The 24,765-nt window shown below is 31.3% G+C and carries 27 protein-coding genes, 1 tRNA gene and 1 pseudogene; all 29 read right to left on the reverse strand.

Features of this window, described 5'->3' with window-relative positions:
• Positions 1-26 precede the first annotated feature (26 nt).
• The 29 genes and pseudogenes from ACWJKS_RS12480 to polA all read right to left on the reverse strand — a co-directional run bounded on the left by ACWJKS_RS12480 (position 27) and on the right by polA (position 24,678).
• On the reverse strand, positions 27-608 hold the full coding sequence (locus ACWJKS_RS12480) for a Spo0B domain-containing protein (protein WP_216301777.1): 582 nt from the start codon (positions 606-608) through the stop codon (positions 27-29).
• A 53-nt stretch (positions 609-661) separates the two neighbouring features.
• On the reverse strand, positions 662-964 hold the full coding sequence (gene rpmA / locus ACWJKS_RS12485; RefSeq protein WP_165412891.1) for a 50S ribosomal protein L27: 303 nt from the start codon (positions 962-964) through the stop codon (positions 662-664).
• A gap of 4 nt (positions 965-968) precedes the next feature.
• Positions 969-1,301 carry a ribosomal-processing cysteine protease Prp gene (locus ACWJKS_RS12490; protein ID WP_462959690.1) on the reverse strand — a complete coding sequence of 111 codons (333 nt, stop codon included), beginning with the start codon at positions 1,299-1,301 and terminating at the stop codon, positions 969-971.
• Positions 1,302-1,303: 2 nt separating this feature from the next.
• Positions 1,304-1,615 carry a 50S ribosomal protein L21 gene (rplU, locus tag ACWJKS_RS12495; RefSeq protein ID WP_165412889.1) on the reverse strand — a complete coding sequence of 104 codons (312 nt, stop codon included), beginning with the start codon at positions 1,613-1,615 and terminating at the stop codon, positions 1,304-1,306.
• A 136-nt stretch (positions 1,616-1,751) separates the two neighbouring features.
• Entirely contained in the window at positions 1,752-3,194 is a 1,443-nt protein-coding gene (locus ACWJKS_RS12500; RefSeq protein ID WP_216301775.1) for an Rne/Rng family ribonuclease, read from the reverse strand.
• 20 nt (positions 3,195-3,214) lie between these two features.
• Positions 3,215-3,952 (reverse strand): TIGR03936 family radical SAM-associated protein, encoded by a 738-nt coding sequence (locus tag ACWJKS_RS12505; protein WP_216301774.1) that lies wholly within the window; start codon positions 3,950-3,952, stop codon positions 3,215-3,217.
• Positions 3,903-5,750 (reverse strand): TIGR03960 family B12-binding radical SAM protein, encoded by a 1,848-nt coding sequence (locus ACWJKS_RS12510; protein ID WP_165412886.1) that lies wholly within the window; start codon positions 5,748-5,750, stop codon positions 3,903-3,905. The genes ACWJKS_RS12505 and ACWJKS_RS12510 overlap by 50 nt, the downstream gene beginning before the upstream one ends.
• Positions 5,751-5,923: 173 nt before the next feature.
• On the reverse strand, positions 5,924-6,784 hold the full coding sequence (locus tag ACWJKS_RS12515; protein ID WP_220285967.1) for a M50 family metallopeptidase: 861 nt from the start codon (positions 6,782-6,784) through the stop codon (positions 5,924-5,926).
• 171 nt (positions 6,785-6,955) lie between these two features.
• Entirely contained in the window at positions 6,956-7,342 is a 387-nt protein-coding gene (locus ACWJKS_RS12520; protein WP_220285968.1) for a hypothetical protein, read from the reverse strand.
• Between the two features lie 228 nt (positions 7,343-7,570).
• A pseudogene (locus tag ACWJKS_RS12525) lies at positions 7,571-7,861 on the reverse strand (methylglyoxal synthase); the annotation flags it as partial.
• A gap of 32 nt (positions 7,862-7,893) precedes the next feature.
• A complete protein-coding gene (gene rodA / locus ACWJKS_RS12530; protein WP_369811907.1) occupies positions 7,894-9,003 on the reverse strand; it encodes a rod shape-determining protein RodA in 1,110 nt (369 codons plus the stop codon).
• A 98-nt stretch (positions 9,004-9,101) separates the two neighbouring features.
• A complete protein-coding gene (minE, locus tag ACWJKS_RS12535; protein WP_165412881.1) occupies positions 9,102-9,365 on the reverse strand; it encodes a cell division topological specificity factor MinE in 264 nt (87 codons plus the stop codon).
• 14 nt (positions 9,366-9,379) lie between these two features.
• On the reverse strand, positions 9,380-10,186 hold the full coding sequence (gene minD, locus ACWJKS_RS12540) for a septum site-determining protein MinD (RefSeq protein ID WP_165412880.1): 807 nt from the start codon (positions 10,184-10,186) through the stop codon (positions 9,380-9,382).
• A 14-nt stretch (positions 10,187-10,200) separates the two neighbouring features.
• Entirely contained in the window at positions 10,201-10,833 is a 633-nt protein-coding gene (gene minC, locus ACWJKS_RS12545) for a septum site-determining protein MinC (RefSeq protein ID WP_216301769.1), read from the reverse strand.
• 237 nt (positions 10,834-11,070) lie between these two features.
• The gene (locus tag ACWJKS_RS12550) at positions 11,071-13,932 is read right to left on the reverse strand and encodes a penicillin-binding transpeptidase domain-containing protein (protein ID WP_462959691.1); all 2,862 of its coding nucleotides are present in this window, start codon (positions 13,930-13,932) and stop codon (positions 11,071-11,073) included.
• A gap of 40 nt (positions 13,933-13,972) precedes the next feature.
• Complete coding sequence (mreD, locus tag ACWJKS_RS12555) at positions 13,973-14,464, reverse strand: rod shape-determining protein MreD (protein WP_165412877.1); 492 nt, start codon at positions 14,462-14,464, stop codon at positions 13,973-13,975.
• Between the two features lie 10 nt (positions 14,465-14,474).
• Positions 14,475-15,326, reverse strand: a complete 852-nt coding sequence (mreC, locus tag ACWJKS_RS12560; RefSeq protein ID WP_216301768.1) for a rod shape-determining protein MreC — start codon at positions 15,324-15,326, stop codon at positions 14,475-14,477.
• Between the two features lie 2 nt (positions 15,327-15,328).
• Positions 15,329-16,336 (reverse strand): rod shape-determining protein, encoded by a 1,008-nt coding sequence (locus ACWJKS_RS12565; RefSeq protein WP_216301767.1) that lies wholly within the window; start codon positions 16,334-16,336, stop codon positions 15,329-15,331.
• A gap of 20 nt (positions 16,337-16,356) precedes the next feature.
• Positions 16,357-17,043, reverse strand: a complete 687-nt coding sequence (gene radC / locus ACWJKS_RS12570) for a RadC family protein (protein WP_165412874.1) — start codon at positions 17,041-17,043, stop codon at positions 16,357-16,359.
• 11 nt (positions 17,044-17,054) lie between these two features.
• The gene (locus ACWJKS_RS12575) at positions 17,055-17,630 is read right to left on the reverse strand and encodes a Maf-like protein (RefSeq protein WP_216301766.1); all 576 of its coding nucleotides are present in this window, start codon (positions 17,628-17,630) and stop codon (positions 17,055-17,057) included.
• A gap of 10 nt (positions 17,631-17,640) precedes the next feature.
• A complete protein-coding gene (locus tag ACWJKS_RS12580) occupies positions 17,641-17,901 on the reverse strand; it encodes a DUF4321 domain-containing protein (protein ID WP_165412872.1) in 261 nt (86 codons plus the stop codon).
• 201 nt (positions 17,902-18,102) lie between these two features.
• Positions 18,103-18,855, reverse strand: coding sequence for an SPOR domain-containing protein (locus tag ACWJKS_RS12585; protein ID WP_462959692.1), 753 nt, complete (start codon positions 18,853-18,855; stop codon positions 18,103-18,105).
• Between the two features lie 139 nt (positions 18,856-18,994).
• Complete coding sequence (locus ACWJKS_RS12590) at positions 18,995-19,507, reverse strand: GNAT family N-acetyltransferase (protein WP_462959693.1); 513 nt, start codon at positions 19,505-19,507, stop codon at positions 18,995-18,997.
• 213 nt (positions 19,508-19,720) lie between these two features.
• The gene (locus ACWJKS_RS12595) at positions 19,721-20,242 is read right to left on the reverse strand and encodes a hypothetical protein (protein WP_165412869.1); all 522 of its coding nucleotides are present in this window, start codon (positions 20,240-20,242) and stop codon (positions 19,721-19,723) included.
• A 145-nt stretch (positions 20,243-20,387) separates the two neighbouring features.
• Complete coding sequence (locus tag ACWJKS_RS12600; protein ID WP_258280648.1) at positions 20,388-20,510, reverse strand: hypothetical protein; 123 nt, start codon at positions 20,508-20,510, stop codon at positions 20,388-20,390.
• A 179-nt stretch (positions 20,511-20,689) separates the two neighbouring features.
• Positions 20,690-20,771: transfer RNA gene (locus ACWJKS_RS12605), tRNA-Leu, on the reverse strand.
• A gap of 119 nt (positions 20,772-20,890) precedes the next feature.
• A complete protein-coding gene (locus ACWJKS_RS12610) occupies positions 20,891-21,451 on the reverse strand; it encodes a lytic transglycosylase domain-containing protein (RefSeq protein WP_216301763.1) in 561 nt (186 codons plus the stop codon).
• Positions 21,451-22,062 (reverse strand): dephospho-CoA kinase, encoded by a 612-nt coding sequence (gene coaE / locus ACWJKS_RS12615; RefSeq protein ID WP_462959694.1) that lies wholly within the window; start codon positions 22,060-22,062, stop codon positions 21,451-21,453. The genes ACWJKS_RS12610 and coaE overlap by 1 nt, the downstream gene beginning before the upstream one ends.
• A complete protein-coding gene (polA, locus tag ACWJKS_RS12620; protein WP_220320165.1) occupies positions 22,063-24,678 on the reverse strand; it encodes a DNA polymerase I in 2,616 nt (871 codons plus the stop codon). It lies immediately after the preceding gene.
• Positions 24,679-24,765 lie beyond the last annotated feature (87 nt).

A 24,765-nucleotide genomic window follows, 5' to 3' on the forward strand; every position in this document is an offset into this window, starting at 1 on the left:
TAGCTCATTTTCTATTTTGTTTAATTTTAATTTATTAGCCCAGCGCCGCAGGTGATAACATCACTTATGGTACTGAATATTAATCTATAAGCTATATTATTATCAAAAACACATTTATAAATTCTTAAATCATCTATTTCTGTTTCTATTTGTTGCCATTCATCCATCCAACTCATTTCGTCAGACATAGCTTCATTATTAGTAATCAGTAAACTTTCACCTAATTCATCTTCGAATATATAAATATATACAAATTTCTGATTAGTAACTTCTAGTTCCATAAATATAGTGTTAAGTAAATCGCCTTTTTTATTATATCCAATTTCAAAAATTTTACTTTTAAAATTGCTAATTTCGATGTTTATTTCTACTTTTACTTCATTTTGCCATAGTTTTTTAATATTATTCTCAAGGCATAGTGAAAATCCATTATCTTGTAATCTATAAATTTCACTGATAATTTCATTTTCCTTGGATAACCTATCTATGTATTTCAAAGCATCTTTCGGTCGCCTCGTTTGCAAATATCCAGATATAACTTGCAGATCATTCATAAAATCATGTCTTTGTTTTCTAATTAAGTTTATAAAACTTTCTAAATCACTCATTACTATCCTCCAAAAGAGAATTTTAAAAAAGCACCCTTTAAGGGTGCCTTAAATTATTCAGCAATACACGTTTCTACATCAACAGGATAAACACTTGCTTTTTTCTTCATTTTGCCCATTCTTTCGAATTTTACAACTCCATCAATTTTAGCAAAAAGAGTGTCATCTCCACCTATTCCAACATTGTTTCCTGGATGGATTTTTGTTCCTCTTTGTCTTACTAAAATATTGCCTGAAAGAACAAATTGTCCATCTGCACGTTTAGTCCCAAGTCTCTTAGATTCACTATCTCTACCGTTTCTTGAGCTACCTACTCCTTTTTTATGAGCAAATAACTGAAGGTTCATAACTAACATTGTACTACACCTCCTCTGTTTCTACTTTTATATATTCACCATAAGTAATTTCTATACTTTTAAGTCCAAGTATCATTGTTTCAAGTAAAACTTGACATCTTTCGATATCTTTTAGGGTTTGATCTTTTAAATCTAAATTCAAAAATCCATCCTCTATATCATACTTCACCTTAATTTTTAGAACTTTCTCAATCCCAATAATTGTAGTTTGAGAAATTGCTGAAATAGCAGCACAAATTAAATCTACATCTAATTCTGCTTCTTTAGGCTGAGCATGACCTTTTATTTTAAAAGAAACTATTTTACCTATTCTTCGAACAAATTCAACTTTAACCATAACTAAGCTTCTATCTTCTCGATTTGAATTTTAGTATATGCTTGTCTGTGTCCTTGTTTCTTTCTGTAATCTAACTTTCTCTTAAATTTGAAAACTATAATTTTCTTAGCTTTTCCTTGTGCTAATACTTTAGCAACAACTTTAGCTCCTTCTACTACAGGTTTTCCAACTATTAAGCCTTCTTCCTTGCCTACTGCAAGAATTTCATTTAATTCAATGGTTGTTTCAACTTCAGCATCCAATTTTTCAACGAATAAAACGTCTCCTTCTTGAACTCTATATTGCTTTCCACCAGTAACTAAAACTGCGTACATAAAATACACCTCCTTGATCCAGTCTCGCCATCCCAGGTACATACCTTTATGTAAAATAAGCAAGTATGTTTATAACCTTACGTGTGCGGTCTACAAATGACATTCTAACATATATCCAAATGTTTGTAAAGTGTATTTACCCATATATCTTCTGTGTTTGCAAATTTCTTATTTGATTTGCGAAAATTAGCGATTCTACTTTGAATTTTTCTAAATGTGGAATAAAATTCACATAAATTTTATTATCTAACGCTCCTATTTGACGTGCAAATTCTAAAACATCCTCCATAATATCCTTTTTGTAAATTTCGTCAATTTCAATATATATATCTTTAATGCCCTGTTCCTTATGTATCTTAAAAATTTCATTTTTAATTAAAAATTGAATATAGGCTAGCTTAACCCTGCTACTCTTCCCACCGCAATGCTTGCAAGGTTCCTCAATAAACTCGTATATAGACTTTCCGCGCCTCCGTCTTGCAATTTGAACCAAATTTAGCTCAGTAAATGGATAAATTACAGTCTTGTTTTTATCATCCGCAAATCCTGCTTCTAAAACGTCTAATATAATTTTTCTCACTTCTAAATCCTCAATATCAATAAAATCTATTATAATGATTCCGCTTAGATTTCGAAGTCTAATTTGTCTTGCAATTTCTGTCGCCGCCTCAATATTGGTGCTTTGTGCAGTTTTTCGAAGTGATCGACTCTTTGTATTCTTCCCAGAATTAATATCAATTACATACATTGCCTCAGTTTTATCAATTACAATATTTCCTCCACATTTTAGTGGAATCCTATGATTGCGAAGACTGAGTATTTCTTTTTCTATTCCGTAATAATCCAGTAACATTCTGCTTTCACTATGAAATTCAACTTTTACATTGATGTCCGATCGTTTTTCTGTAAATTTCTTCGTATACTGAAAATCACTTTCATTATTCAATACTATTTTAAAAGTGTTTTTATCTAAAATATCACGTAGAGTTCTGTTTAAAGCTCCAGCATCACTAAATAGCAAAATAGGATTTCTTGAATACTTCGCTCTGTTTATAACGGCCTTATATATTTCATATAATTCACGAACTTCATCATTTAGGGTATCAATGTCTACATCAAAGGCATTAGTCCTAATCATTACCCCTATATCCTCTGGCTTGTTAAGTTGATTTGCCACCATAGTTTCAAAAGTTCTATTATTTATTTTTTTAGAAAAGCTTATGTCTTTATTCATATTTACAAGCACGCAGTAAATACCTGCAATGCCGAAAGCACTAGTAACTTTAGCTCCCTTTTTATCGATCTCTTCTTTTAAGACTTCAACTATAATCTCATCGCCTTTTTTTATCTTGGTATTCTTAAACTTTTCATCAAGATACATATAGCAGTCTTTGCCCTTCCCAATATCTATAAAAGCACATTTAATTGCTGGAACAATATTTTTTACGACTCCCTGATATATTTCTCCTGGAATAGGGCCACTATCCTCTTCTTCTATGAAGCATTCCTTTAATTTGTTATTTTCCTTTATAGCTATTCTTAAAAATTCTTCTTGCCTTTCAATATATATTTCTTTCACTTTAATCCACTCCTATTTTACTAATTTTTGAAAAGCTCGCTAAGAGTGACTAATTTATCATCTTTATATGCATACATTTCTTCCCGCTCTATATCAACAAAAGCTTCTTTATTAATAGACTCTATATTTTCCTTCAAATAGTCTGCTAATAACCGAGCTGATAAATTAGCACGACTTCCACAAGCAATAAGTGCTGAAATACAAATTACTGAGCTATCTACTTCATATTCAAATTTATGCACTAATGGTTTTATATTAATCATTTTTTCTCCGCTTTTACTCATCTTAACGATGTTCCATTCGCCTGCACTACAAATACTCTGCAATGTTTTTAGTGCATCCTCTCCACCCGTGCATTTTAGTTTAATTGTATATTTAGCAGCATCAATAATCGCCATAGCTTGAGCTTTCTTTTTTCCCTCAACTGGAATAACTTTTACCACATCTAAAATTTCAATTCCACGTGGCGTATTTTCATTCATTTTATCCATAATATATTTTTCTTCTAACTCACTGTTTAACACTACATCCATGTATTCCCCCTCAGAATGTACCCCTACAGACAATGGTTGTGCAATAGATACCGCCATGTGAGGATTAAAGCCTTTTGAATATCCTATTGGAAGAACTGACCTTTTAATAATTTTTTGGAGGGTTCTCATTAAATCTAAATGAGCAACAAATTTAATTTCACTGCCTTTAGTATACTTAATTAAATAACGCACCGTTGAAACACGTCCCTTCTTTAAAATTAACATTAACGCCGCATTCCGTGCAGCCTAACATGCAATTTTGAGTTAATTCTACTTTTTTTGCTTTTTCATTTTCGAGTATTAGATACTCTTTATTAACACCAATATCTATAAAATCCCAAGGAAGTATTTCATCATAACTTCTTTCGCGATAAGCATAAAATTCTCCTAAAACGCCACATTCATCCATTGCTTCTTTCCATATTTCAAAATTAAAATACTCAGACCAACCATCAAATTTCGCACCCTTTTCAAATGCCTTAATTATAACATCACAAATTCTTCTGTCTCCTCTAGCAATTACCGCTTCTAGAAACGAAACTACAGATTCATGATAATTATAAATAACCGCCTTACTTGTTATAGCATACTTAACTGCTTTTATTTTTTCAACTACCGCATCCATTGTTGCTTGCGGCGCCCATTGGAATGGAGTAAATGGTTTTGGTACAAATATAGCGGAACTTGAAGTAACCCTTAATCCTCTTTTTCGTGTTTCCTTAGGGATTTTAAAGTATTCTGCTACAACTTTATCCGAAAGCTCTGCAATGCCTCGTACATCATCCATAGTTTCATAAGGAAGCCCAACCATGAAATAAAGCTTTATAGTTGACCACCCTGAAGCAAAAACGCTGCTGGCAGCTTCTAATATTTGTTCCTCTGTAACTCCCTTATTTATAATGTCGCGCATTCTTTGGGTTCCAGCTTCCGGTGCAAAAGTTATACCAGTTTTTTTAACCTTTTGTATTTCCTTAATTAAATCTACAGAGAAAGAATTTATCCTAATTGAAGGCAGAGATACACTCACGTGGTCTTCCTTATGTTTTTCAATTAGCGTCGTTATAAGGTTTCGTATATCTGAATAATCACATATGCTTAAAGAACTTAAAGATATTTCTCTATACCCTGTGCTCTTTAATAATTTATCTGCAGCATCGATAATGTTAGCTGTACTCTTTTCTCTAACTGGTCTATATATCATGCCCGCTTGGCAAAATCTACATCCATTAGTGCATCCCCTAAATGTCTCGAGTATTACCCTATCATGTACTATTTCAGTATACGGAACTACGATTTTATCTGGAAAAGCAACTTCATTAAGATCTGTTACGAATCTTTTCTTAACGATTTTAGGAACATCATCATATTTAGGCTTAAATTCCTTGATAGTGTTATCTTCATTATAGGACACCTCATATAAGGAAGGCACATATATTCCTCTTATCTTAGATATTTCTCTTAGGAATTCTTTTTTACGACCTTTGTACTTTTTGTAAATATCTAACACATCATTCATTATTTCTTCGCCTTCGCCAATCTCAAAGAAATCCACTATATCGTGAAGAGGTTCAGGATTATAAGCACATGGTCCCCCAGCCATAACTATGGGTTCATCTTCACCTCTCTCTGAAGCTCTTATAGTAATACCCGACATATCTAACATGTTGAGTATATTAGTGTAGCTCATCTCATATTGCAGAGTAAACCCTAAAATATCAAATTCCTTTAAAGAATCTTTGCTCTCAAGAGCATACAAAGAAATATTATTTTCTCTCATTTGTTTTTCCATATCTGGCCAAGGAGCAAACGCTCTTTCGCAATAAGTGTCGCTTCTTTCGTTTAATACATGATAAAGTATTCTACTACCTAAATGTGACATTCCCACTTCATACACATCAGGAAAGCAAAAAGCAAATCTTATATCAATTTTTTCTAAATCTTTATAACAACAATTAAGTTCTCCACCTATGTATCTAGCAGGCTTTTCGACCTTAAATAAGATATCATCTGAAATTTTATTCATAGAAATCACTCCTCGTTTTTTCTCTAGGCTAGATAATAGTTATCCTTTGTATCTGCCATAGACACATTACATTATTTTATTCTAACACATGAGCGTTAAATCTCAAAATGAAAAATATCTTAAAGTAAAACACCCAACCTTTAATAGGCTTTGTTTTACTTTAAGATATCTTATTATACATTATTTTTTAATTTTTTAATGTCAATGTACTCACTTAGGCTTATATTACCATAGGCTTTTATTGCCTCAATTATTTCTTCTTCATACAACGTATCTAGCAATGTCATATTTTCATCTAGTATTGTAAACAAATTGTACTTATTCTTATCAATTATTCCTAGTACCGATAATAAATTTTTTTCACAAAAAACAGATATACTTTTATTCTCTACATATCCTCTCTTTATAAATCTATGTTTCTTCCTAATAATATAACCCATAATCAAATATACTATCCTTTCCTTTTCTTTAATCGAAGATATTAAAATAAATATAGAAATTAAGCCTAAATTAAAGTTGCTTTTATTTGCTGCTACACTTACAAAATATATAAACATGAAAATACTTCCAAGAATCATACTAACCCTAATAGAAATTTCATTTGCCCTTCTATATATAGTCTTAATATTAAGTATATCCCTAAGCACCCTTCCTCCATCCAGTGGAAAGGCTGGTATAAGATTAAAAATGCCTAAAGCTAAATTGCTTTTATAAATTAAATGCAAATAAGGTCTATTAAATAATATAAATAAAATATAAAAAATAACTGCTAATAATAAGTTTAATAAGGGACCCGATAAAGAAATTATTAAATCCTCTTTAGCACTTGCTTCATCTAAATCTTTCACCTTAAGTACGGCTCCTACAGGAAGAATTTCGATATCAAAGCCTGAAAATCCTAAAATTCTAGCAGTTAAATAATGCATCATCTCATGGATGAATACAAAAGCAAAAGCTATTACTAATTCTCCTTTAAATCCTAATATTATTAACAAAATAATATACGGTATAAATAACTTACTTATTCTTATCAATTAATCCCCCAAAGCAATTGCTGAACTGTCATTAAATCATCTCCTGCGGAGCTGCAATATTAACGACTTCAGAAGGAGATCTATATTCCCACTAAAGTTTCTTTTTTGCTATAGTATGGACCTCCTACTTATAGAAGCGGCCGGCTTCCCTTCTGAACTGTCATTAAACCATCAAAAATTAATATCTTTACTATTTATTCCATCCCCACTTGAAATTTTGCTTTTAACCTTCTCTATGAAATTCACTGTAACAGATTCTACATCTTTAAATTTAACGCCCTTCGCTTTATCTATTAATGTACCATAATCATACTCTTTGTTTATTGCTTGCTTAGAATAATTATAAACATATTGAGTTTTAGGTGTAACTACTACTTTTAAGCATAATACAAAAATAAACAATACTAGTACACCAATCAATTCCCTGGTTAATCTTTTTATATAAAAATTAGGCATTCCACTTTGTTTGTTATTTTCACTATGAAAACTATTTGCGCTTCTATGCCTTTTTGCCAAATTATTATAATAGCTTTGATACTGCGTATTATAATTACCCATTTTATCCCCCTCTAACAATCTTTTACTATTTATATATATTTAATTTCTACCATTTATATTACATATTATAAGAAAAAAGTATATATTATATCATCTTAAACAAAATAAGCACTGCAAACTATGCAGCGCTTACTCGATTATGTTGTTCTATTTACGATTTTTTAAACTTCTCATTAAAACTTCAGCTGTACCTAAATTTGTGGCAAGTGGAACACAATGTACATCTCATAATCTAAGAAGTGCTGAAATATCTGGTTCATGAGGTTGAGGGGTTAGTGGATCCCTTAAAAAAATTATCATATCCAATTCTTCTTGTGCAAGCTTTGCACCTATTTGCTGGTCACCGCCAAGTGGTCCTGATAAAAACCTAGTAACATCAAGTCCCACTTGTTCACTTATTAATTTTCCTGTTGTCCCTGTTCCGTATAAATCATGTTTTTCTAAAACATCCTTGTACCTTGTTGCAAAGTCAATCATATCAGCCTTTTTTTTATCATGGGCTACTAGTGCTATTCTCATATCTATTCCCCCTCATGATTTATTGAATATTATCAAAAATTTATTTTTTTCCTTCTCATACCTACATTAAGCACTAATCCTAATGATATAAAAGTTGTTAAAAGTGAGCTCCCACCATAACTCATAAATGGTAGAGTTATTCCTGTAATAGGCATAAGTCCCATTGTCATTCCCATATTTTGCATTATTGAAAATAATAAATTCGAAATAAATCCCACACACAACACAGTGCCAAAAATATCTTTCGATTCTTTTGCAATTTTTACTAACCTGCATATAAGTAGTCCATATAATAATAATAATACTAATGCACCAATAAGTCCCCATTCTTCTGCTAAGACGGCAAAAATAAAATCCGTCTGATTTTCTGGAACAGAGCTAAACTGCACTCCTTTTCCAAACCCTCTTCCTAGTATTCCTCCCGAGCCTATAGCGAGTCTTGCTTGAATAAGCTGATGACCATACCCTTGTGCAAATTGCTCAGGATGCAAGAATGAAGTGAGTCTTCCTTTCCAATAAGTTTTCATAATTGGAGAATTCCATACACCTACAACTATAAGCAATATTGAAGTCATTCCTCCAATTATCACTTTGTAATTTAGTCCAATACAATAAAATATCCCTAGTACTATAAAAAAGCTTACCATAGTCATTCCCATATCCGGTTGAATAATAATTAATAACATTGGCACTGCCACATAAAATGCTAACTCCAACAAATTTTTAGGATCATTAATTCGCCCTTCCATTTCATCTAATTTCTTAGCCAGCATTATTATCATGCCAATCTTAGCAAATTCTGAAGGTTGCAGGGTGCCTATGCCTATATTTATCCAAGATCTTGCACCATTTACAACAGTTCCAAAAACATCACCATATATTAACAATGCAACGCCTGCCCAATATATTATAACGGCATAATTTTCTATTAACATATAATCAAAGACCAAAAGAACATACATCACAGCAATACTTACTATCAACCATATAATTTGCATTTTAACTAACTTAGTTCCATAATTCTTCACTGTAGCACTATAAATATTTATGCATCCAAAAATCACAATAGAAATTGCTACTATAATCACACTATAATCCAATTCTCTTAACAGTTTTTTATTAAGTCTTAGGTTTTGTAAAATTTTCATGGTTTAACCTACCTCCATCTCAAATATGATTATATCATATTAATAAAAAAAAGCTATGCATAAGTTGTTAATTATACAAAGCCTTTGCTAACTTATCTCTTTATTTTTTTAATAGGTATATTTGCAATTAGTGCTGGTGAATTTCCTTCATATTCTTCCGTTGTTGTTAATCTAACCTCAATTTCCCCCGTTTCTATTTCGGCGTATTTTGAAATTACCTTTAGTATGTCGGCCTTAATCATTTCTAGAAAATTAGGTGAAAAGTCCGCTCTATCATGTATTAAAATCAGCTTTAATCTATCACTTGCAATATCCTTTGAAAAAATTTTATTAGAAAACATTTTAAATAAATTCATTAATGCCCTACCCCCTATATCCCTTTAAATATTCTTTTTAGAGAAGCAAAGAATCCTGTCCCACTACATGATGATCCATCTAGTGAAGCATATGATACTTCCTCTCCCATTATTCGCCTTGCTATGTTTTTAAAAGCTAGACCCGCCAAAGACTTTTCATCAAGAACGATTGGTTCCCCTTTGTTTGTTGAAATAGTAACCTTCCTATCATCTGGAACGACGCCTATTAATTTAATGGCCAAACATTCTATAATATCATCTACAGATAACATATCCCCATTTTTTGTCATTTCATAGTTCATTCTGTTTATTATAACCTCATGTCTATCTATACCCTTAGAATCTAATTTTCCTATTACCCTATCTGCATCTCTAACTGAAGTAAGTTCAGGATTAACCACTATAATAGCTCTATCAGCTCCTACTATAGCATTTTCAAAGCCTTGCTCAATACCTGCAGGACAGTCTATAATAACGTAATCAAAGTTTTCTTTTAATTCCTTTACTACTAAAAGCATATCCTTTATATCAATGTCATTCTTGTCTCTTGTTTGAGCTGTTGGTAACAAATATAAATTGTTAAACCTTTTATCTTTTATTAGGGCTTGCTTTAACCTGCATTTTTTTTCAATAACATCTACTAATGTAAATACTACTCTATTCTCAAGTCCCATTAAAACATCTAGGTTTCGAAGTCCTGTATCTCCATCAATAACTACTACTTTTTTGTCCATAGATGCGATAGCTGTTCCAATATTTGCTGTGGTAGTTGTCTTACCTACCCCACCCTTACCCGAAGTTATAACTATAGATTCTCCCATGTGCATTACCTCCATTATATATATTTATTTGCTAAATACGGTTCCACAATGATATTGCCATTTTTAATTTTTGCCACCTCCGGATATAGAGGCTTTACTTCATCCTCAGGGGACCTCGTTACTATGCTTCCTATCTGAAGTATTTGAGGTTGCAACTTAACTGCCGCAATTATAGCTTTTTCATTACCATTAGTACCCGCATGTACAACCCCTCTTAAAGTACCAATAACAATTATATTTCCTGCTGCATATATTTCAGCTCCTGGGTTAACATCACCAACTATAACTACATTACCAGGATAATTTATACTTTGTCCGCTTCTTATAGTTTTCCTCAAAAACTTAGTTTTCCCCTCATAAATTCCAGTAAACACTTTTCCTACGGAATCTTCTTGCTCCTGAAAAATACAATCACTAATTAAAAATTCATCAAATAATATTTCCTTTAATTTTATACTTTCCCTTTCATTTATGTATTTAAGTTCAGTAGTAATTTTCAAAGTGCTACCTTTGTAAAATTTCCTCCCTTGTGATAGCTTATCAATTAAAGACTCTAGCATGTCATCAAAATCACTGAAATGATTCATATTTATAACTACATTTAATCCCTCTTTATTTCCCTTAATGATTATTTTATCTGTAACCATAATTTTAACCTCCTAGTTCTCATCTGGTGTACGTAACTTTTAAATAAATAATCGTTTTGCTCCATAATTGAACTTAAGCTATTATTTCAACATATTAACAGTAAATTCCTGCTTAATTTCAATATAAATATATTTTTTTATTTTTTCACCATGCTTTTACAATTAAATAAACTCTAACAAACAAATTTGTCAGAGTTTATTTAAAGTTCTAATTTATTTATAATTTAGATTTTTTTACTAATCGTGACCATTTCCATTAGTAGTATTATTTAAATCTATATTACTAGTTCCCTTATCTGGATCAACCATAAATTTATATTTAGGATCTTTTTTAAGTAATTCTGCTTTAAAATATTGCTCATAAACTGCTTTTGCAACTGGAGTAACATAACCACCATGACCTCCATCAAAAACCACTGCGCAAACAGCTATTTCAGGTTTGTCATAGGGAGCAAACCCAATATAATATCCGAAGGAAGTCCTTCCGAGAGCTGTTTGAGTAACCTCATTAAAAGTAGCGGAACCTGTCTTCCCTCCATTTTGTATAGGAAAATCTTTAAATACCCCATATGCTGTACCTTGAGGATCACTAGTAACTTCTAACATACCCTCTTTAATTATATTAGTTGTATTCTCACTTATACCAGTTTTTTCTAAAACTACAGGCTTAGTTTGCTTAATTACATTTCCATCCGCATCTAAAGTTTTATCAACCAAATGCAGTTCATATCTATTTCCTCCATTTACCAGGGTAGATACATAATTTGCTAACTGCAGTGGGGTAAAAGAATCAAACCCCTGACCTATAGCTGCATAGTATGCATTAGCTGCAGTATTAATTTCAGTATTACAATCACTTATTTCTGAATTTATAGTTTCAGACATTGCTTTGATATCTTTATCTGTATAATTATTACCTTTTAATGCTGAGGAACCTTCAATGAGCTCCTTTATCATATTTGAATTAATAGAATCTACCTTGTCTTTTTTCATTTTTTCCTTAATTATAGCAAGATACTTACGTTTGTTTTCATTTTCTTTTTTTATTTCATCTATTTCTTTAGTAGTGCCACTTTCAGCTTTTGGTTCAATATCAAGAGGTTTAAATTTTACTCCTCCATTATTTATTCCGCTTTGTAAAAGTTTCACTAGATTACTTATATGAATATTAGCTAATATTTCTTTACTAGATTCATAATTATATACCTGTCCAAAGTTTTCTGGAATCTCTATACCTGTAGCAGGTTTTTTATTACTGTTCGGATCTATTCCAAGACCAAATTTCCATGCATATTTTGCTAGTAAGTCTAATCCAGCTTTGTTTTCACCAGCCTTTTCAAAAAGTTTATCAGCCACATCATAAAAGTAAAAATTACAAGATTCTCTCATTGCCTTTTGAATATTTACCATTCCATGCCCATAACCATGCTCGTTATATATCCAACATGCAGCTGTAACGCTTTCATAACGGTGATTGTATGGTCCATTATCATTTACTTGACTATCCTTGGTTATAACGCCTTCATCTAGCCCAGCAATAGCTGTCACTGGTTTAAATGTGGAACCAGGTGGTATTAGAGATTTAGTTGCATAATTGAAAGTTGCTTTGGGGAAAATATCATTATTATCCTTCCTAATTGTAGTATTCCCTTTTACACTTTTATCTATCGGGAACATATAATCAAGTACTATTTTCTCTCTTTCTTCTTTGGATTTTGACATATCACTATCGGTTAGTACCCCTTTAATATCTGCAAGCCCTCTTTTTTTAATATAATCTAGTCCAATTTTCTCTGTGACTGGACCTAACAACTCATCATATTGAGCACTAGTTAACCCTTGCCTAAACATATTAGGATCATACCCAGGTCTACTTGCAAGTGCTAATATCTTGCCCGTCTTAACTTCAATTACCACCGCCGCGCCTCTGGTTGCATTTGTTGTATCAACAGCTTGAGATATGTCCTTCCCTTTTTTTTGTAGATGGAGCATCACAGCATCTAAAGATTTCTCTGCAGCATATTGCATATTTTTATCTATATTAAGCTGCACTGTTTGTCCAGGATAAGTTGCAATCTCACCTAAAGTATTAACTTTACGCCCTTGTTTATTAACTGTTATACTTTCTTGTCCTTTAGTTCCCTTTAAAACATCTTCAAAAGCTGATTCAATTCCTGACGTACCTATAGAATCCGTACTTATATCATAACCTTTTTCTTCATACTTAGATGAATCCCAAGGATTTATCTTAGAAATATAACCTAGGAAAGCTGAACCTAGATCCTTATTAGGATAGACTCTAACAGGCTGAGTCATAACACTAATACCAGGAATTTCAGGTTGCATTTGTTCAAAAATAAATGCAACGTCCTTAGATAAATCGTTAGCGATAACTACTGGCTTATATCCAGAAAGGCTCTGAATTTTTATATTGTCCTTAACTACCATATACCGTCTGAGCTCTTCTTTGCTTTTAGAATCCTTGATTTCGTCCAGCTTATAATCCACTATTAGTTGATTATACACTTCTTCTGGCGTAATCTTTAAAAGTTCTTCATCAACTTTTTTAAGTTGATCAGCGGTTAAATCATCTTTCTTTTTACCCTTATAGAGTTTTTTAATAACTGTCTCATCAAACCCTCTATCTTTTTTAAATCTAAGTTCCATCCAATCTTGTGATGTTTTATCTGAGGTTTTAAATTCAAAACTATACTCTACATCTTTTATATCCTCACTAGTCTTTACTTTAAGTGCAAACTCATCTACCTGAGTTTGCTTGTTATCATCAAGAATTTTAAATACCTTATCAATAGTTGGCAAGAATTTTTCTTCACTCTCTTTTGTTTTAGTAAATGTCACTATATAACTTTGCTTGCTTGTAGCGAGTTTCGCACCATTTCTATCTATTATCTCACCTCTTGGTGCTACTTTAGATATTATCTTATGATTTTGTTGATTTGCAGTTTCCATATACACCCGGCCATTGATTACCTGTATATTCACTAATTTGAAAATAATAACTGAGAAAATCGAAATCATAATTACAATTAAAGCATTAAATCTAGAAAATTTATTGTTATTTTTATTTTTCTTTCTCACTTTTGCACCAACCTTTTAAAAATCATATAAATGTACTGCATCAAAATTTCCACTCTTTCTTCATATATTCTTTTTGTGAAAGTTTATATACAAATTTATACATAAAAATAGAAACTATTAGATTATATATTCCATGATATAATACTACCCCCATATGTGTATATTGCTTTATCAAAAACAATATAGAAAATACTATTAACCCTTTTACTAAACTTAACACAAAAGTTGAAACTATTGGCAAAAACGGTTTTTCAACAAATATATTTTTACCTATGTTTGCAGCTATAGCACACATAAGCATATTACTTAGCATATTGATTCCAAATCCATTTAAGAAATAGATGTCCTGCAGTGCGCCGGTAAAAACTCCAATTATTACTGCGTCTTTTGGCGAACTAACAATCGAATAACACAGTGCAAAAGTAAATATTAAACTTGGATATGTACCGTTTATTTTGAGTAAAGGCATCAACGTATTATCTAATATTAGGAATAGAATACATAACCATACTACTGTTAATATTCTCTTCATACTACAACTCCTAATATATTATTTCACCATCTTTTATATGTTTTGGTACCACAATAAAAACTTCTTCAATTTTTGAAAAGTCAACATATGGCTCGATTATAGCACTTTTCATTACTTCACCTTTATCCTCATGAACACTTAGCACTTTTCCAATTCTAATTTTAGCTGGATATTTGCCAGCGAGACCAGATGTTACTATTATATCGTCTTTTTTTATACTTGAATCTACAGATAGATGCTGTATTTCGGCTAGTAATTTATTGTTTTCATCTTTATATCCTTTAACCATACCATTATTATCTCTTGTCCTTTGAACAAGACCTGCCACTGCAATATTTTCATTAGATAAACATTGAACGGTGGCCCAATCATCAGCAACAGATGTAACCTGACCTACGAGCCCGTCTCCAGTCATGGCTATCATATTTTTTTTTATGCCTTTATTTGTGCCTTTATTTATTATAAAGCCATCTGAAAAACTATTTCCACTTAATCCTCTTATTTCAGCACCTACATAGTTGTATTCATCTCTTTGCGTTGAAAAATTAAGCATTTTTCTTAACCTCTCATTCTCTTTTATTGCAGTATCATATTCTAATGCTTTAACTTGTAACTCGCTATTAGTTTTTAGAAGTTTTTCATTTTGCGCTTTAATATTTGACAAGTTTGTTATAAATTTAAAAGAACCCTTTATTTTATGAAACCCACCATAAAATATACCCTGCACTGAATTTATCGTTACACCCACACCATTCTCCACGAAAGATATTTTTTCTCGATTTGCACTATATCCTATTAAAGATAAAAATGTAACTGACAGTATTATAATAACTACTGCCAGTTTATTTTTTAAAAATCCCATATTTATCTTCTTTTACTCATGACGTCTATATTAACGAGAGCTTTTCCTGCTCCTATGGCAACACAATCAAGTGGATTTTCAGCTATGTGTACAGGCATATGCGTTTCGTGATTTATAAGTGTATCTATTCCTTTTAATAACGCTCCGCCTCCAGTTAACATAATTCCTTTTTCCATAATATCTGACGCAAGCTCTGGTGGGGTTTTTTCAAGGGTTGTTATTATTGCCTCAATTATTGCTTGAACTGGCTCACTAAGTGCTTCTCTTACTTCCTTTTGCGTTACTTCGATCACTTTGGGTAATCCAGTTATCAAATCTCTTCCTGTTATTTCCATACTCATATCATCATCTTCTAGCTCGTATACTGATCCAAGCTCTGTTTTAATATTTTCCGCAGTTCTCTCACCTATCATAAGGCTGTACTGTTTTTTAACAAAGGCTATTATTGATTGATCTAACTTGTCCCCTGCCACTCTTAGAGACTTGCTTGTTACAATTCCACCTAATGAAATTATTGCCACTTCCGTAGTTCCGCCCCCAATATCCACTATCATACTTCCGGTTGGTTCATTTACAGGAAGTCCAGCTCCAATTGCTGCAGCCATCGGTTCTTCCATTAAATATGCTTCTCTTGCACCTGCTCTTTTAGTTGCTTCCTCAATTGCTCTCTTTTCAACCTCAGTTACACCAGACGGAAATCCGACTACAATTCTTGGACTTGTAAGACCTTTTGAACTAATTTTATTTATAAAGTGTCTAAGCATTTTTTCAGTAATCTCAAAATCTGCAATTACTCCATCCTGCATAGGTCTAATGGCAACAATGTTACCGGGTGTTCTACCTATCATCTGTTTAGCTTCTTCACCAACGGCTAATACCTTATTAGTATTTACATTTATAGCTACAACAGAAGGTTCTCTTAGTACAATTCCTTTCCCCTTCAAGTAAATTAATGTATTTGCTGTTCCTAAATCTATTCCCATATCTCGAGTTGTTCCAAATATTCCCATTATAATTTCTCCCTTCGTATCTAAAGTATTCCTTTTTCTTTTAAACTCGTATAAGTTCCATTCCCAATAATTATATGATCAAGCACTTCTATCCCTAGTAATTTACCACATTCTTGAAGTCTTATAGTAATGTTTACATCTTCCTTGCTAGGAGTTGGATCTCCAGACGGATGATTGTGACAAATAACCACGGAAGCACTACATCTTTTAATAGCTTCGTAAAACACTTCTCTTGGATGAACTATCGAAGTGTTTAAATTACCAATTGAGATATCCTTTATACTTATAATGACATTCTTTGTGTTTAGCATAACTAATTTAAGATATTCTTTTTTTAAATATCTCATTTCCTCCATAAGATATTCTGCAACATCTTTTGGGGAAGTAATTTTGTACTCTTCTCCTGATTTAAAACTTCTAAATCTTTTTGAAATTTCTGTAAGTGCTAAAAGTTGTGTTGCTTTAGCATTTCCAACACCCTTTAAATTCATAAATTCTTCTGCACTTGAACTTAGAAGTCCATTTAGTCCGCCACACTCAGAAATTATTCTATCACAAAGACTTATAATATTTTCATTTTTTGATCCTATTCTAAGTATTATAGCTAATAGCTCATTGTTGGATAAAGTTTCAGCACCGTATCTTAACAATTTTTCCCTTGGCCTTTCATTTTGAGGCAAATCCATGATTTTGCACGTCATACCCATAAACAACTCCTTTATAGATTGACCCCCATCTCCCTTAACATAAAATATAATTTATTTACCGGTAGCCCCACCACACTATAGTAACAGCCCTTTATTTCTTCAACAAATAGAGATGCTGCTCCTTGTATTCCATAAGCTCCAGCCTTATCAAGTGACTCGCCCTTTTCTATGTAATTGTTTATTTCTATTAAAGACAATTTTGAAAATTTTACTTCCGTACAAACATACTCAGTACTAATCTCTTGAGTTTCGGTGTTTATTACTGCAATTCCTGTATATACCTCATGTGTATTATCACTTAAATCACTAATCATTTGAAAAGCTTGCTTGTTATTTTTAGGTTTTCCAAGCACTTTGCCTTTGAAATAAACAATAGTATCACACCCTATTATAACAGCTGGTTTTTTAACGCTACTACAAACAGCTACAGCCTTTCCTTTTGCTAAGGCCATAACGTAGTCTCCACAATTCGCAGAAAATAATACGTCACTCTCTTCAAAGTCACTTACTATTACCTTGAAATTGCTAGTTATTTTTTTTAAAAGTTCCACCCTACGCAAAGATGCAGAAGCTAGAATAATATCCACTACATCACTCCTAATATTTTCTATATAATATTATTGCCAAAACAATGCCTATAATAGACATTATATTAATATTAAAATTTATACCGAAAGTTACTGCTAATACTTTAAAATCTATAAGCATAGGAGTATTCATTCCTATGGTGTATGTACTCTTTAAAAATTTGAGTGCGCTTACGTTATCTCCTAATAGTTCACCTATAAAACTTCCAGAAATAGCTCCAATCAGTATGAAAAAAATAAAATACGGATTTCTTCCTTCTGCACTTTTCAAATCGTACCCCCCACTTTACTTATATCCTATACATTTTAACATTTAATAAATTCATACACAAGTGTATAAATTTAATATTCAAAAAAAGTTTATAATTGTAATTTATTAAGTTGCAAAAATATCCACTAGCATTTAGATAAAAAAATACAAATAGATTCAAATAATCTATTTGTATTTTTAATGATTTAATTCCACATCATTCTACTTCTTTAATATTTTCTTTATATATTTATAGATGTAGATATACCCCTCCTCTGTTTTTTCCTTTTTTAATTCCGCTGGCATTGCAGTTAAATATGATTTCATTTCTGTCATGGTACTATAATTTTTACTTTTTTCTTCCGCACCCTTTAAAGAACCTATCCATTTTTTTAATTCTACAGTTTTAATTGATTTAGTATCTTTTTCTGAAAGTTTATTTAATATTTTAAGATCAGCACTTATCATTTCATTGGTTTGTGCACTTGTTGAATCCTTTCCACTCAATTGAAAATTAATTTTAGTATACATTATTTTTTTTGCATCAAGTTGTTTAATAATATTACCAATCCCATCTTTAGGATAAACACCAACCAAGACTTTATATAATTTATCTTCTTCAAGAATAAATGGTGTACTAAACTCCATTAAACTTTTTTTCAAAATTAAAGCATTTTCCTTCGCGCTAAAAACGCCACATTGTATTGCTACATAATCTTTAATATTAGTTTGAGGAATCTCTTTAGAAACATCTACGCTCTCTTTGTTCACTTTACTATCTTGATTTACTTTACTGTCTTTTACTATATCCGTTTTAGTAGTTTTATCACCTGTACCCGTTTTTACGTTATTATTAGGTATTAGCTTGGACAACATTGTGCCCAAGGCAATGGCTGCTATCAAAGTTAATGTAATTACAATCATAAAATTATTATTTTTCCTAGGCGTCTTATAATTATATCTAGTATATCTCACTTTATCATCCCCTAATTTAATAAATCTTTAAACATCTTTTAAAAAACAACTAGTAACTTGTAGTCTATTTTTTTAGATGCCTTATTTAAAATACTATTATTTTAAAATTGATTTTAGAATAAAAAAATATATATATATATTAAATTGTTTTTTTTAGAATTATTATATCCTTGTCTTCGCTATTTATCTTAAAAAAATTGCTTGTTACCCTACTTTCTTCAAAGTTATTGTGTTTCCAAAATTCCACCATTGCATTATTATTAGATGAAACAAAAGTATAGAAATCACACATTCCATAATTTTCATGTAAATGCTTTGAAAACTCATTAATAATTATGTTTGATATATCAGCATCATATAGTCTATTTTCTATTAAATAACACATAATCCATACTTCATTTGGATTTTTAAATTCTATTCTACCTTTTATAATACCTATAAGTTCACTACCATGTAACACTTTAAGAAAGTATTCCCCTTCACTCACATAACACTCTAAATATCTTTCATAAAATTCCTTAATATCATAATTTAACCTTGCCTCTATATTAAAAGCTTGCTGTTTATTAGTCCAATTTTTAATTTTTAAAATATCCTCTTTTTCTACATTCATAATGCTAACATCATCAAATTTAATATCTATATTAAACATAATTACACCTCTTAAATTTACTCCTCTTTAACATTTTATGCCTCTTTAATAATTAAATTCTACGTTACTTTTAAATCCCCTTCAAAAAAAATTATATTAGCCCTTCTATATTTTTATTTTTTTGTCAAATCATTACAAATCAAATAACCCTATAAGTTTTTATAGGGTTCTAGATGAATTTTGTTTTTCTTTATGTTAAATGATTACTATTTTTTATTCATCTCTGTACATAAGTGTTACTCTAACGATTCTTCTAACTATTTCTTTTGCTTCTAAATATGGTATCCCACACCTATTTAACCTCCTAAATATGGCAGGGTTATACCTCTCAATTCTTCTTACAATGGACTCAACATCATTGTATTGGGGATTAGGTCTATCAAATGGGGATCTATCTTGATAATTATCCAATTGTCTTAAATCTTCATCCCCCTGCTCAAAACCTTTCATAGATACATCTCCATACGTCATACCCATTGGATTGGACCCATTCATGAACATGTCTTCATTAAATTGGTTCATTCCCATAATCGAATTAATCCCCATATTTGGATTTACATCCTGCATATCTCCCATTTGCATTCCCATGTTTGGGTTCATACCCACATTTGGGTTCATGCCCATATTCGGCATCATATTCATTTGCCCATATCCATACATCATAGGTTCTAGTGGAACCATTTCATATTCTTCCTTCATGTCTATATCTTCAATATTTCTGTCCTCTAGTTTCATAACCGCCCTCCCTATTTATAACTTAATACATTAACAATTTATGCTAGAGGCCGTGTTTTGATACTAATTTTATGACAATATGCAAAAAAAAAATAAAGAGGATGTAATTACACCCTCTTTATAGCGCTCACTTTTTATAGCGCCTCTACTTTAATCCTCTTACAGGCTTTCTCATGTTACTATCACCATTTATAGTAACTGGATTATTTTCTTTATTTTTGAGTGGTTTCTCCTGTTTTTCATTAGAATTATTGTTTTTGTTTTTCATAAATAACACCTCTTTCAGATGTTAGTTTTTCCATATTTCTTAAAAAAATTCACTTTTCATAGGTTTTTATCTTACCAATTAAATCATCACCCGCGGTACTGCAATATTAACAACTTCTGAAGGAAAGTCGTTAAAAGAAAGAGGTATTTCTACCTCTTTTTTAAAGTAATATAATTTTTTGGTGCGACAGACGGGACTTGAACCCGTATGGTCTCCCACACGTCCCTTAAACGTGCGCGTCTGCCATTCCGCCACTATCGCAAATTTTGTTTATTTAATATAAAGGATCAAATCTTATAGTCATATGTATTTCAAAACTTGTAACTACAAGATTGATTATATATTATTCTAGTATAAATTGTCAATAGTTTTTTCTGTTTTTATTTGATTTCATCACCATATAATTTCAAATAAATATTATAATTTGTTTTTACCTTTTTAACATATTTATCTGTTTCCCCGAAAGGTATTACATTTAATGTTTTTCCATCGCTAGAGTATTCTTTATCATTAAGCCATTTTTGTACATTTCCACGTCCACCATTGTAAGCTGCCAACACCAAGTCTATATTTCCATTAAATTCAGTGTTTAAATTATTAATATACCAACATCCCATAGCAATATTAATTTCACTTTCATATAATTTTTCCACATCAAAATCTTTTAATTTCATATTTTCTGCAATCCACAATGCAGTATCAGGCATTATCTGCATAAGCCCATAGGCACCTTTTGGAGAAACAGCGTTTCCATCAAAATTACTTTCTGCCCTAATTACAGCTGCAACCAAACAAGGATCCACATTATACCTTTGCGAATACTTAACTATTTGATTTCCATATTTTATAGGGTAAAAGCTTTTAAAAATGCTTTTAATGTTAATCACTATAATAACCAAAAAAATTAAGATTAAGATTTTTATAATTTTTTTAAATTTCATCACTTCACTCCTAACCTTTCTAACTTCCTAATAATCAAATCTAGTTGTAACTTTGTATTTTCAATACTTCCGCCATTATCAATAACAAAATCTGCAAATTTTTTCTTTTCATCTATTGGCATTTGAGCTCTTATTCTATCCCATGTTTCGTCTATTTTTAAAGCATCTCGATTCATAACCCTTTGTACTTGAATGTCACTACTCACCCACACTAAAATAGTTACATCCATACTAGTATGAAAATTGTTTTCTATTAAAGTAGGTGCATCTAAAAAGCAAAATTGCCAATTGCCTTCTTCGTACATTTTTATTCTGTCTTGTATTTCTTTTTTTATAAACGGCATCATTATACTTTCAAGCTTTTTTCTGCGATTATCACCCTTAAATATATAGTTTCCAAACTCTTTCCTATTAAGATTACCTTCACTGTCAAAAAACTCATACCCGAATTCCCCTTTAATTCTATTTATCATCTCAGGATATATTATAAAAACCTCTCTAGCTACAATGTCTGCATCAACAACCGGAAGACCCTTCTCTATTAGCATATTAGTTATTGTGCTCTTTCCACTACCGATTCCACCTGTTATCCCAACCCTTAGCGTTTTCAACTATTTTGCCTCATACCAAGTTTCTCCAATGCTTATTTCTACCTCTAGTGGAACTGAAAGTTTAACTACATTTTCCATCTGTTCCTTAACCAAATACTCAACTTGCTTAAGCTCATCCTTATATACATTTAGTATTAATTCATCGTGTACTTGGAGAATTAAAGTGCTCTTTAATCCCTCCTGCTTTAATTTATCAAATACATTTATCATAGCAAGTTTAATAATATCTGCTGCACTTCCTTGTATCGGTGTATTCATAGCAAGCCTTTTACCAAAGGACTTCACAATTTTGTTTGTTGAATTTATTTCATAGATAAATCTTCTTCTATTCATTATTGTAGTAACACTATTATTTTTCTCAGCTTCAACCACTATATCCTCCATGTATTTTTTAACATTTGGATATCTTTCAAAATATGTTTCTATGTATGCTTTAGCTTCTTTTCTAGATATATTTAAGTCTTTTGCTAAGCTAAATTCTCCAATGCCATATACTATTCCAAAGTTTACAGCTTTTGCATTACTTCTCATAAGCGCCGTAACTTCTCCTATCGGTACATTAAATACCTCTGAAGCAGTTTTAGTATGAATATCACAATGTTTAATGAAAGCCTCAATTAAATTTTCATCCCCTGCTATATGAGCTAATACTCTAAGCTCTATCTGTGAATAATCCGCAGATAAAATAACACACTGATCATTGTGTGGTATGAATACTTTTCTTATAGCTCTACCCATTTCATGTCTTATAGGGATATTTTGCAAATTAGGTTCAGTACTTGATAGTCTTCCTGTTGTTGTAACTGTTTGTGTAAAGTTTGAATGTATTCTACAATCTGTATCAATTACTGCTTGTAGCCCCTCTATATAAGTAGAAAAAATCTTTGTTAACTGTCTATACCTTGTAATTTCTGTGATAATGGGATGCTTATCTGCTAGTGCCTCTAAAACCTCAGCATTAGTTGAATATCCTGTTTTTGTTTTCTTTATAACAGGTAAATCTAACTTTTCAAATAATATCTTGCCTAGTTGCTTTGGAGATTTAATATTAAATTCTTCTCCAGATAAAACAAAAATAGTGCTTTCCATTTCTTTTATATCTTGAGCGAATTTTATGCCAAGTTCCTCTAATCTATCCTTGTCTATTGTAAATCCTTCTGCCTCCATATATGATATAGCTTCTGTTAATGGTTGCTCCACATCATATAGCAGTTCTTCCATTTTGTACTCTTCAATCTTCTTTTCTAAGATTTCATAAAGCTCTTTTAGTAATGCTACTTTATTAATCTCTCTTTCATGACCCTCGCCTATAATACAGATTCTAAGAATTTTATCTATAAGAGTTTCCAGGCTATACTCCTTTTTAGCTGAATCGAGCAAATAAGCCCCAAGTTCTGTATCAAATTTTACCCCTTGTAACTTAATGCCTTTTTTATTAAGTGCAGTGTAAGCATTCTTTACGCCGTGACTTACCTTTTTAATATCATTACTCTCAAGTATAGTTTTCAAATAACTTATAGTTTTTTCTTCATCTTCATTAAATAAATCAGTAACCATAATCAAATAGTTTTTTCCCTTATAATTAAAATATATGTTATTTACGCTAATTTTAGAAAACACACTAGAATCTGCAATATCAAAAGTTATATAAATAGTCTCTTTAATTTCACTAATAACTTCCAGAAGCTTCGACAATTTATCTATTACCGTAAAATCCGCAGAAAATGTTTCTTCGATTGAATCCTCATCATCTGGTATTTTCCCTATTAAAGATTTAAATTGTAATTTGTAGAATAAATCTTTTACAGCCCGTACATCATATTTTTCTTTTGATTTAATTGAACTTAATTCCATTTCCATAGGCACACATGTAATAATAGTAGCTAATTTTTTACTGAAAATAGCCTGTTCACTATAAGCAGTTAAATTTTCCACAAGTTTTTTACCACTAATCTTATCAATATTCATAAGAAGGTTTTCTATACTCTTATACTCTTTAATTAGCTTATAAGCAGTTTTTTCACCAATTCCTGGCACACCTGGAATATTATCAGAAGCGTCCCCCATTAGCCCTTTTACATCTATAAATTCTGTAGGAGTTACTCCAAACTCTTCTATTATTCGATTTCTATCATATATTTCCTTTTGTGACATTCCCTTTTTGTTTATTACAACTTTAACATTATCTGTGGCAAGCTGGAGTGCATCTCTGTCTCCTGTTATTATAAAAACTTCAAGTCCTTGTTTTTCTGCAAATACAGATAATGTTCCTATTAAATCATCTGCTTCAAAGCCATCTAATTCAAAAATATCTATAGCCATTTTCTCTAAAAGTTCCCTAACTAGAGAAAACTGATCGCGGAGCTCATCAGGCATTTTTTTTCTACCTGCCTTATAATCTTTATATTCTTCATGACGAAAAGTAGGCGCCTTCCTATCAAATGTTGTAACAATATAATCTGGCTCAAACTCTTCCTTCATCTTTAAAAGCATATTTGTAAAACCATAAACTGCATTAGTGTATATGCCATCCGAATTTGTTAGGGCTGGTAATGCATAAAAAGCTCTATACATAAGACTATGGCCATCTAAAATTAATAGTCTTTCCTTAGACATTGTAAATCCCTTCTTTCTAGTATGTTTATATATTGTGCTATATTCTACATTATAATATACTTCGTCAATAAAAACATCAACGATTTA

This window comes from Clostridium sp. CM038, from assembly GCF_055081105.1.

Excerpts from the sequence above, each read along its gene's own strand:
- ACWJKS_RS12480 (WP_216301777.1), bottom strand. The coding sequence starts at position 608 with ATGAGTGATTTAGAAAGTTTTATAAACTTAATTAGAAAACAAAGACAT.
- rpmA (WP_165412891.1), bottom strand. The coding sequence starts at position 964 with ATGTTAGTTATGAACCTTCAGTTATTTGCTCATAAAAAAGGAGTAGGT.
- ACWJKS_RS12490 (WP_462959690.1), bottom strand. The coding sequence starts at position 1,301 with ATGGTTAAAGTTGAATTTGTTCGAAGAATAGGTAAAATAGTTTCTTTT.
- rplU (WP_165412889.1), bottom strand. The coding sequence starts at position 1,615 with ATGTACGCAGTTTTAGTTACTGGTGGAAAGCAATATAGAGTTCAAGAA.
- ACWJKS_RS12505 (WP_216301774.1), bottom strand. The coding sequence starts at position 3,952 with ATGTTAATTTTAAAGAAGGGACGTGTTTCAACGGTGCGTTATTTAATT.
- ACWJKS_RS12510 (WP_165412886.1), bottom strand. The coding sequence starts at position 5,750 with ATGAATAAAATTTCAGATGATATCTTATTTAAGGTCGAAAAGCCTGCT.
- ACWJKS_RS12520 (WP_220285968.1), bottom strand. The coding sequence starts at position 7,342 with ATGGGTAATTATAATACGCAGTATCAAAGCTATTATAATAATTTGGCA.
- minE (WP_165412881.1), bottom strand. The coding sequence starts at position 9,365 with ATGAATTTATTTAAAATGTTTTCTAATAAAATTTTTTCAAAGGATATT.
- minD (WP_165412880.1), bottom strand. The coding sequence starts at position 10,186 with ATGGGAGAATCTATAGTTATAACTTCGGGTAAGGGTGGGGTAGGTAAG.
- minC (WP_216301769.1), bottom strand. The coding sequence starts at position 10,833 with ATGGTTACAGATAAAATAATCATTAAGGGAAATAAAGAGGGATTAAAT.
- mreD (WP_165412877.1), bottom strand. The coding sequence starts at position 14,464 with ATGAAGAGAATATTAACAGTAGTATGGTTATGTATTCTATTCCTAATA.
- mreC (WP_216301768.1), bottom strand. The coding sequence starts at position 15,326 with ATGGGATTTTTAAAAAATAAACTGGCAGTAGTTATTATAATACTGTCA.
- ACWJKS_RS12565 (WP_216301767.1), bottom strand. The coding sequence starts at position 16,336 with ATGGGAATATTTGGAACAACTCGAGATATGGGAATAGATTTAGGAACA.
- radC (WP_165412874.1), bottom strand. The coding sequence starts at position 17,043 with ATGGGTATGACGTGCAAAATCATGGATTTGCCTCAAAATGAAAGGCCA.
- ACWJKS_RS12590 (WP_462959693.1), bottom strand. The coding sequence starts at position 19,507 with ATGTTTAATATAGATATTAAATTTGATGATGTTAGCATTATGAATGTA.
- ACWJKS_RS12595 (WP_165412869.1), bottom strand. The coding sequence starts at position 20,242 with ATGAAACTAGAGGACAGAAATATTGAAGATATAGACATGAAGGAAGAA.
- ACWJKS_RS12600 (WP_258280648.1), bottom strand. The coding sequence starts at position 20,510 with ATGAAAAACAAAAACAATAATTCTAATGAAAAACAGGAGAAACCACTC.
- ACWJKS_RS12610 (WP_216301763.1), bottom strand. The coding sequence starts at position 21,451 with ATGAAATTTAAAAAAATTATAAAAATCTTAATCTTAATTTTTTTGGTT.
- polA (WP_220320165.1), bottom strand. The coding sequence starts at position 24,678 with ATGTCTAAGGAAAGACTATTAATTTTAGATGGCCATAGTCTTATGTAT.